The organism is Pacificibacter sp., from assembly GCF_039769035.1.
Taxonomy (GTDB): domain Bacteria; phylum Pseudomonadota; class Alphaproteobacteria; order Rhodobacterales; family Rhodobacteraceae; genus Celeribacter.
The window spans coordinates 1-7,927 of the sequence record NZ_JBDMZG010000191.1 but is presented as its reverse complement, the minus strand read 5'-3'; the positions used below and the strand labels follow the sequence as shown (position 1 = coordinate 7,927).

The window sequence follows — 7,927 nt, the reverse complement described above, 5'->3', positions numbered from 1 at the left end:
TTGATCGCTATTTCGAACGCTTCCCCGGCATCAAAGAATACATGGACGACACGGTCGCCTTCGCCAAAGAACACAAATACGTCCAGACCCTGTTTGGCCGCAAAATCCACACGCCAGAAATCGCCGCCAAAGGCCCGCAATCTGGCTTTGCCAAGCGCGCGGCCATCAACGCGCCGATCCAAGGCACCGCCGCCGATATCATCCGCCGCGCCATGATCCGCATGCCGGACGCCATCGCAGATCTGCCCGCCAAGATGCTTTTGCAGGTGCATGATGAATTGATTTTCGAAGTGGATGAAGACGCCTGTGATCCGGTGATCGAGGCAGTGAAAGACGTGATGGAAAGCGCGTCTGAACCTGCCGTGAAACTGGATGTGCCCATCGAAGTGGACGCAGGCATTGGCAACAACTGGGCAGAAGCGCACTAGCTTTTTCTTGGCATAAATACTCAAAAGAAAGGCGCGTGAGAGTGTTCTCAACGCGCCTTTTTAACGTCTATGTGGAATAGCTTATATCAAGCCAGCCTTTTGAAATAGGACTTTAAGATCCGCCTCTGGCCGTGGTCCAATGTGCGAAATCACTTCGGCGGCAGCCACACAGCCCATTTTGCCACAAGTCTCTAGGCTTTGCCCTGTCGCGTAACCATACAAAAACCCTGTCGCGAACTGATCGCCCGCGCCTGTGGTGTCCACGGGTTGCACACGGTCCACAGGAACCACAACTTCTTCGTCGCCTTGCACCAAGACAACGCCACCGCCGCCGCGCGTACAGACGACCAAACCGCATTCTTTCGCAGCTTGCTCCAGCGCGCTGGACAGGTCTGTTTCATACAAGCTTTCCCATTCGTGTTCATTGCCGATCACGAAATCCATCTCTTTGACAAATTTGCGGAAATCATCGCGGTGACGATCCACACAGAATGGGTCAGACAGCGAAATACCAACTTTGCCGCCGCCCGCATGGGTCAGTTTGGCGGCTTGGTCAAAGGCCTCTTTGCCCATGTCTTTGTCGTACAGATAGCCTTCGAGAAACATAATCGCAGTGTCTGAGGCAGCATCCGCATTCACATCCACCGACGAAATTTCAGAGGAAATCCCAAGATAAGTATTCATAGAGCGCTCCCCGTCAGGAGAGACGAAAATCATAGAACGCGACGTCGGCAGCTCGCCCCCAGCCACAGGCGGGTTCACAAAAGCGGTGCCGTCGTTTTCCATCTCAGCGGCGTAAAAACGCCCCAAAGCGTCGTCATGCACACGGCCGATAAAGCCGGTTTTCAAACCAAGGTTGCCCAAGCCCGCAAGCGTATTGGCGACAGAGCCACCGGGCGTTTGCACACGGTTTTCCATCGCGCCATACAACATCTCGCCACGCGATTGTTCGACCAACTGCATGATGCCTTTCTCGATGCCCATAAGCTCAAGAAAGCTGTCATCCGCTTGGGTGATCACATCAACGATGGCGTTGCCGATGCCGACAACTTGGTAGGTTTTAGTCAAAGTTCTTCTCCTCGAAAGCGCAGATGTCACGTATCAGACAAGTGCTGCACAAAGGTTTACGCGCCTTGCAGGTATAGCGACCATGCAAGATCATCCAGTGATGGGCGTGTTGTTGAAATTCAGCGGGAATATGGTCTTCGATGGCGCGTTCAACCGCGACCACATCTTTGCCGACAGCCACGCCAGAGCGATTGCCAAAGCGCAAGATATGCGTGTCCACGGCTTGGGTCGGCACTTGCCACCACATGTTTAAAACGACGTTGGCGGTCTTGCGGCCTACTCCTGGCAGGCTTTCCAAAGCGGCACGCGACGAGGGCACGACGCCGCCAAAGTCCTCGACCAGAATCTGCGCCGTCTTCATCACGTTCTTGGCCTTTTGGCGGAACAGGCCAATCGTTTTGATATGTTCCGTCAGGCCCTCGATACCCAAATCGAGCATCTTTTGCGGGGTGTCGGCGATCTTGAACAGCTCTTTGGTGGCTTTGTTCACGCCCACATCCGTGGCCTGCGCAGACAAAGCGACGGCCACGACCAGCGTATAGGCGTTGGTGTGATCCAATTCGCCCTTCGGTTCGGCCTCTGCCGCGCGAAAGCGTGAAAAGATCTCAAAGATCGTATGATAGTCGAGTTGTTTAACCATAAAGCGGTTAATGCCACTTCATGCCAACAACAGCAAGCGACAGCTTTGGCCTGCCCTGCGCGGCGCTTTGCGCAAGTTTCGGGTCGCTATGCCACGAGGTTGCGCTACAATCGTTCATACCTTGTGACAAATATGTTGGGCACTATGACTGTCGAAGATCGCTACCATTTTCAGCTCATTCGAAGAGCCATTGATTGCATCGATGCCGCCGATGACACGATGTCGCTAGAGGCTTTGGCACAAGAATTGGGCATGAGCCCGCATCATTTTCAAAAAGTGTTTTCCAAGTGGGCGGGGGTATCCCCGAAACGGTTTCAACAATACCTCACACTTGGCCACGCAAAGACGCTAATGGCAGACAAGCACCGTTTGTTGGATGTGGCCAATGAGGCGGGCCTGTCTTCAACCGGACGGCTGCACGATTTATTCCTAAAATGGGAGGCCATGTCGCCCGGAGAGTATGCCCGCAAAGGTTTGGGCGTGAAGATCGCATATGGCTGGTGTGACACGCCGTTTGGCGAAGCCCTTGCTATGGCGACACCGCGTGGCGTGTGTGGGTTGGGGTTTACGACTGAACTTGGCCGTGACGCCAGCTTTGAGGACATGAGTGCGCGTTGGCCCAAAGCCACCTTTCACGAAGACCCTGACGCGGTGATCCCGCATGTTGAAGCCGCCATGAAAGGTCACGCGACACAGCTTCACCTGATGGGCGGACCATTTCAAATCAAAGTCTGGGAAGCGCTCCTGTCGATCGACACGGGCGAAGTCACCACCTATAGCGACATCGCCACTGCAATCGGCGCGCCCAAGGCCGTGCGCGCAGTCGCGACTGCTGTGGGAAAGAACCCAATCGGCTGGCTGATCCCGTGCCACCGCGTTTTGCGCAAAACTGGTGGGCTGGGTGGGTATCACTGGGGCTTGCCCGTCAAACGCGCGATGCTGGCCTATGAAAGTGCTCAGAGCGACACGCTGGCAGCAGGCGCTGAGTAAGCACTTTTCCGCCACTTTAAGGTGATGCGCGCTTATGTGACTTCGCCCGCCGCAAAGCTGCGCTACAAGGAGGCAAAAGAAGCTTAACAAACCGAGGCATTTTCTATGAAAACCCGTACACTTATCGCCCTTCCTCTTGTCGCGACGCTTGCCGTTGCTGGCTGTACAGACATGTCCGACATGAGCGACCCGAATTCCAAAGCCCGCCAAGGCGCTATCACTGGCGCGCTGGTTGGTGGCATCATTGGTCTGGCCAAAAACGATGGCAATGTCGGCAAAGGTGTTGGTGGCGCTATTATCGGTGGCGCGCTTGGCGCTGGCGTTGGCAGCCTGCTTGATAAGCAAGAAGCAGACCTGCGCCAACAAATGGGTAATGACAACGTCTCTATCGTCAACACAGGGTCTGAATTGATCGTCACCTTGCCACAAGACATCTTGTTTGCAACGGACAGCTCTGTTGTACGTGCTGGCCTGCAGTCTGACATCAGTGCATTGGCGCGCAACCTGCAAGACTATCCATCCACAACGGTGCAAGTGATCGGTCACACCGACAATGTTGGCTCTGCTGCATACAACCAAGAACTGTCAACGCGCCGCGCATCAGCCGTTGCTGCAATCTTGACGTCAAACGGCGTTCAACCCTACCGCGTCCACCCATATGGCCGTGGCGAAGATGCGCCCGTCGCAACCAACCTGACACCTGAAGGTCGCGAACAAAACCGCCGCGTTGAGATTGTGATTTCGCCTGCGGCATAAGCCTAAATCAAACTTTTTTCAGAAGGCCGGACGCATTGTTCGGCCTTTTTTGTGGCCAGACGCATCTCTTGGTCATATAAATTTACCAATCAAAGTAACACGCGTGCGGAGACTTCATGCCCTTTCAGAAAGTTCAATCCGAAAAACTGGCCGAGAGTGTGGTCAAACAAATCGAATTACTGATTTTGCGTGGCATTCTGCGCCCTGGTGAACGTCTGCCTGCCGAGCGCGACTTGGCGGAACGATTGGGTGTGTCTCGCCCCTCACTGCGCGAGGCCATAGGTGATCTGAGCGACAAAGGTCTGCTGGAGACCCGTGCTGGCGCTGGTGTCTTTGTTGCAGACGTTTTGGGCTCTGCCTTTTCACCGGCATTGGTGACGCTGTTTGGTGATCACGATGAAGCCGTGTTCGACTACATTGCCTTTCGCCGTGATATGGAAGGCTTGGCGGCCGAGCGCGCGGCAACATACGGATCGGAGACCGACCTGAAGGTCATCAATACGATTTTCGAAAAGATGGAAGCTGCGCACCCCAAGCGCAACCCAAGCGATGAAGCGCGTTTGGATGCCGAATTTCACCTGTCGATCATTGAAGCCAGCCATAACGTGGTGATGCTGCACATGATGCGGTCGATGTTCGATCTCTTGCGCGAAGGCGTGTTTTACAATCGCTCGGTGATGTTCAAACAGCGCACCAACCGCGCCGATTTGTTGGATCAACACCGCGCCATCAACGATGCCCTGCAAGCCCGCGACCCAGAAGCGGCAAAACGCGCTGTCGTCTCGCACTTAACCTATGTTGAAGATGCACTCAAAGATCAGCAGAAGTTCGAAAAGAACGAAGAAATCGCCAAGCTACGCTTTGATCATGAGCAAAGACGCTAACTGATGTTTATTGCTCACCTTCCCGCTGCGTACATTGCCTTCAAAGCTGGCGCACGACGGATATCCAAACCGGCTTTTGCGGCTGGGATGCTGGGGGCGGTCTTCCCGGACCTCGATATGTTTTGGTTCTATTTCATTGATCACAAAGCCCACCATCATCATGATTATATCACGCATAGACCCTTTGTTTGGATATGTATCACAGTTATTGGCTTCGCTCTCTACCGGTATAGGTGCAGCGCGGTTGTCACGGCATTTGGTGTCGGCGGCCTCATTCATATGCTGCTCGACACAACGTTAGGCGCGGTCAATTGGGCATGGCCGTTTGGGGACTGGGGCGGACCTGTGATCATCGTACCAGCGACGCACGACCATTGGATTGCGAGCTTTGTGACCCATTGGACGTTCTGGCCCGAAATCATAATCTGCGTCGTCGCGGCAATAGTTTATGCCCGCTCCCGTCGCACGTGATCTCCGCAAGGCATTCGCACAAAACTTAAGGATGATCTCCCCGCAATCAGAAGTTTGGAAAGCACTCTCATACTGAGGACCGCCGCAAAAAAAGCCCCGCGTTTCCGCAGGGCTTTGAAAATTTAAAACTGTCTAAGGTGCTTAGTGCAGCTTGTCAGCAACGTCTACGATTGCTTCGTCGATCAGCTTGTTTGCGTCAGTTGCTGTCATCTGCTTGGCAATCACGTCTTGCGCAGCACCGATAGCAACGGTCACAGCCGTGTTGCGTACGTCACGTACGGCAGCGGCTTGAGCAGAAGCGATTTGATCTTGAGCAGAGGCCAAGCGACGCTCAACAGAGGTCTTAAGGTCCTCTTTCGCTTTCGCAGCAGCCGCGTCCGCGTCGACTTTGGCTTGCGCCACAATCGCGTCAGCGAGCTCTTGAACTTCACGTTGCTTACGCTCGTATGAGGCCAAAATTGTTTTGGCTTCTTCGTGCAAAGCGCGTGCTTCTTTCAGCTCAGTCGAAATACCTTCTGCGCGTTTGTCCAAAAGACCACCGAGCAACGCTGGCACTTTTGCGTATACCAAAACGCCGATGAAGACGAGGAAGCCGAGCAAAACAATAAAGTTTGTGTTGCTGAAGGACAGGAACGGGCCTGATGCAGCGAAAGCAGGTGTTGCAACAACAGCAGTTGTGAGGGTGAGAAGTGTTTTCATGATCTTACCCTTTCAAGCGTGCGTTGATTGCAGCAGTCACTGTCTTAGCGTCTGCTTTGCCACCGAAGGCTGCGATGAGTTCTTTGGCTGTGTCTTTGGCAACCACTTTGACGCTGTCTGCTGCATTATCACGGATTTCGTTGATAAGTGCTTCGGACTCAGCAGCTTTCGCTGCGATTTCTGCGTCGGCTTTTGCCAAGGCAACGTCCAGGTCTGCTTGTATCGCAGCACCGGCTTCGCCAGAAATACGCTGAGCTTCGGCTTTGGCCTCGGCGAGCGCTTTGTTATATGCGTTTTCTGCTTCAACGGCTTTGAGCTTGAGCTCTTCGGCTGCAGAAATGTCATTCATGATCGTGCCAGAGCGCTCTGCAAGCACCGAAGAGATGCGTGGCAGTGCAATTTTGGACAGCACGAAATAGATCACGACGAGCGTGACAAGAAGCCAGACAATCTGGTTCGGGAAAGTAGCAAAATCAAGCTGTGGCATCGCCACTTGCTCGGCTGCCCCATGTGTCTCTGTCGCCATGGTGTCCTCCTGGCTCTGAACAAATCCCACCGGTGATCGGAGGGAGCCAAAATTACGTTAGGGTGGACCACGTGTGACCCACCCCGACGTAAGGATGTATAAGTCTAACTTAGACCGCGAACATCAAGAGAAGTGCTACGAGGAACGAGAAGATCCCCAAAGCTTCTGCAAAGGCCATGCCGATGAAGAGTGTAGCAGTTTGTGAAGCAGCTGCGGATGGGTTGCGAAGTGCGCCCGCGAGGTAGTTGCCAGCAACATTGCCAACACCGATAGCTGCGCCACCCATGCCGATTGCTGTGAGGCCTACACCGATGTATTTGCCGAGTTCTGCGATATTGCCTTCCATGGGGGTATCTCCTTACGTTGGAATTGGCTGAAAAGTAGTTAGAGTTCGAACCTGATCCGAATTAGTGGGACGGATGCAGCGCGTCTTTAAGGTACACGCAGGTCAGAATAGTGAACACGTAGGCCTGAATGAAGGCTACGAGAAGTTCGAGACCGTACATTGCTGTAATGGCCGCGATTGAAACGGGTGCGATCAATTTGATGGCTGCGAATGTCGCAAATACTTTGATCACAGCGTGACCAGCCATCATGTTGCCTGCCAAACGAATAGAGTGGCTAACAGGACGCACGAAGTATGAGATGAGCTCGATCACTGCAAGAACAGGGCGCAGCGCAAGCGGTGCAGATTTAACCCAGAACAGTTCGAGGAATTTCGCACCGTTTTTGACAAAGCCAAGCACTGTGACGAAAACGAAGACGAGCAAGGCCAGAACACCTGTTACCGCGATGTGGGTCGTTGGTGTAAAGGACAAAGGCAAGAGGCCCAAGATGTTTGAGAATGCGATGAAGCAGAACAATGTCATTACATATGGGAAGTAACGCACTGAGTCTTTGCCGCCCACATCTTCGAGCATTTTGTAAACGAAACCGTATGTAAGCTCGGCGATAGACTGACCACGTGATGGGACAATCGCACGGCCGCGTGAGCCAACAACCAACAACAAAACCACACCGAGAACCGCAAGGCCCATCCAAAGTGTCGCGTTTGTTACTGTGTACCAGTGAATAGGGCCATCTCCGAAAAGAGGCGTAATTCTGAACTGATCCATCGGGTGGAATGCAAGACTGCTCTCAGAACCGTGTGCTTCGCTCGCCATGTTCAATCCCTCTCGTCGCCTGCGGGCTGTGCCGCGTTATCATCTACCGCAGCTTCCTGCGTATTCAACTTTGAGGCTTCCGCCTCTTGTTCCGCTTGGATCGTCTGGGCTGTGCGCATCATCGTTTTGACGCCAGCAGCCAGTCCAAATCCAACCATCAGCACGATGAATATTGGCGTTGTGCCAAAAAGCTTATCCAAGCCCCATCCCATGCCGAAACCGATCATAAGACCGGCAACCAATTCTATCACCATCCGCCATGCCATATTGGCCTGAGAAAAGTGTTCTTCGCCGCGGGAGCT

At 53.6% G+C, this 7,927-nt stretch carries 12 protein-coding genes; 5 read left to right on the top strand and 7 right to left on the bottom strand.

From position 1 onward, the window contains the following. Window positions 1-428 (top strand): DNA polymerase (locus ABF287_RS15620; RefSeq protein ID WP_347185925.1); only part of this gene is annotated, 428 nt, incomplete at its 5' end. An 81-nt stretch (window positions 429-509) separates the two neighbouring features. On the opposite strand, the gene ABF287_RS15615 is transcribed toward ABF287_RS15620, so the two are convergent. Beyond that, window positions 510-1,496 (bottom strand): adenosine kinase, encoded by a 987-nt coding sequence (locus tag ABF287_RS15615; RefSeq protein ID WP_347185924.1) that lies wholly within the window; start codon window positions 1,494-1,496, stop codon window positions 510-512. Next, window positions 1,489-2,136: an endonuclease III gene (gene nth / locus ABF287_RS15610; RefSeq protein ID WP_347185923.1), complete on the bottom strand. Its 648-nt coding sequence runs from the start codon at window positions 2,134-2,136 to the stop codon at window positions 1,489-1,491. Before nth ends, ABF287_RS15615 begins: the two co-directional genes overlap by 8 nt. A 132-nt stretch (window positions 2,137-2,268) precedes the next feature. On the opposite strand from nth, the gene ABF287_RS15605 reads away from it, so the two are divergent. The 4 genes from ABF287_RS15605 (at window position 2,269) to ABF287_RS15590 (ending at window position 5,237) form a co-directional block, all read left to right on the top strand. Further along, on the top strand, window positions 2,269-3,126 hold the full coding sequence (locus ABF287_RS15605; protein ID WP_347185922.1) for a bifunctional helix-turn-helix domain-containing protein/methylated-DNA--[protein]-cysteine S-methyltransferase: 858 nt from the start codon (window positions 2,269-2,271) through the stop codon (window positions 3,124-3,126). A gap of 105 nt (window positions 3,127-3,231) precedes the next feature. After that, window positions 3,232-3,882, top strand: a complete 651-nt coding sequence (locus ABF287_RS15600) for an OmpA family protein (protein WP_347185921.1) — start codon at window positions 3,232-3,234, stop codon at window positions 3,880-3,882. A 116-nt stretch (window positions 3,883-3,998) separates the two neighbouring features. Beyond that, window positions 3,999-4,766 carry an FCD domain-containing protein gene (locus tag ABF287_RS15595; RefSeq protein WP_347185920.1) on the top strand — a complete coding sequence of 256 codons (768 nt, stop codon included), beginning with the start codon at window positions 3,999-4,001 and terminating at the stop codon, window positions 4,764-4,766. A 3-nt stretch (window positions 4,767-4,769) separates the two neighbouring features. Then, a complete protein-coding gene (locus ABF287_RS15590) occupies window positions 4,770-5,237 on the top strand; it encodes a metal-dependent hydrolase (RefSeq protein WP_347185919.1) in 468 nt (155 codons plus the stop codon). A gap of 141 nt (window positions 5,238-5,378) precedes the next feature. Here ABF287_RS15590 and ABF287_RS15585 read toward each other — a convergent pair whose 3' ends face one another. From ABF287_RS15585 to ABF287_RS15565, 5 genes are all read right to left on the bottom strand, one after another. Next, complete coding sequence (locus ABF287_RS15585) at window positions 5,379-5,936, bottom strand: F0F1 ATP synthase subunit B (protein WP_347185918.1); 558 nt, start codon at window positions 5,934-5,936, stop codon at window positions 5,379-5,381. Window positions 5,937-5,940: 4 nt separating this feature from the next. Continuing rightward, window positions 5,941-6,462, bottom strand: coding sequence for a F0F1 ATP synthase subunit B' (locus ABF287_RS15580; RefSeq protein ID WP_347185917.1), 522 nt, complete (start codon window positions 6,460-6,462; stop codon window positions 5,941-5,943). 109 nt (window positions 6,463-6,571) lie between these two features. Further along, window positions 6,572-6,808, bottom strand: a complete 237-nt coding sequence (locus ABF287_RS15575; RefSeq protein WP_123792676.1) for a F0F1 ATP synthase subunit C — start codon at window positions 6,806-6,808, stop codon at window positions 6,572-6,574. Window positions 6,809-6,869: 61 nt separating this feature from the next. After that, a complete protein-coding gene (locus ABF287_RS15570; RefSeq protein WP_347185916.1) occupies window positions 6,870-7,625 on the bottom strand; it encodes a F0F1 ATP synthase subunit A in 756 nt (251 codons plus the stop codon). Between the two features lie 2 nt (window positions 7,626-7,627). Next, window positions 7,628-7,927 (bottom strand): AtpZ/AtpI family protein (locus tag ABF287_RS15565; RefSeq protein WP_347185915.1); only part of this gene is annotated, 300 nt, incomplete at its 5' end.

Coding starts and splice junctions, on each gene's coding strand:
- nth (WP_347185923.1), bottom strand. CDS start 2,136: ATGGTTAAACAACTCGACTATCATACGATCTTTGAGATCTTTTCACGC.
- ABF287_RS15605 (WP_347185922.1), top strand. CDS start 2,269: ATGTTGGGCACTATGACTGTCGAAGATCGCTACCATTTTCAGCTCATT.
- ABF287_RS15600 (WP_347185921.1), top strand. CDS start 3,232: ATGAAAACCCGTACACTTATCGCCCTTCCTCTTGTCGCGACGCTTGCC.
- ABF287_RS15595 (WP_347185920.1), top strand. CDS start 3,999: ATGCCCTTTCAGAAAGTTCAATCCGAAAAACTGGCCGAGAGTGTGGTC.
- ABF287_RS15590 (WP_347185919.1), top strand. CDS start 4,770: ATGTTTATTGCTCACCTTCCCGCTGCGTACATTGCCTTCAAAGCTGGC.
- ABF287_RS15585 (WP_347185918.1), bottom strand. CDS start 5,936: ATGAAAACACTTCTCACCCTCACAACTGCTGTTGTTGCAACACCTGCT.
- ABF287_RS15580 (WP_347185917.1), bottom strand. CDS start 6,462: ATGGCGACAGAGACACATGGGGCAGCCGAGCAAGTGGCGATGCCACAG.
- ABF287_RS15575 (WP_123792676.1), bottom strand. CDS start 6,808: ATGGAAGGCAATATCGCAGAACTCGGCAAATACATCGGTGTAGGCCTC.
- ABF287_RS15570 (WP_347185916.1), bottom strand. CDS start 7,625: ATGGCGAGCGAAGCACACGGTTCTGAGAGCAGTCTTGCATTCCACCCG.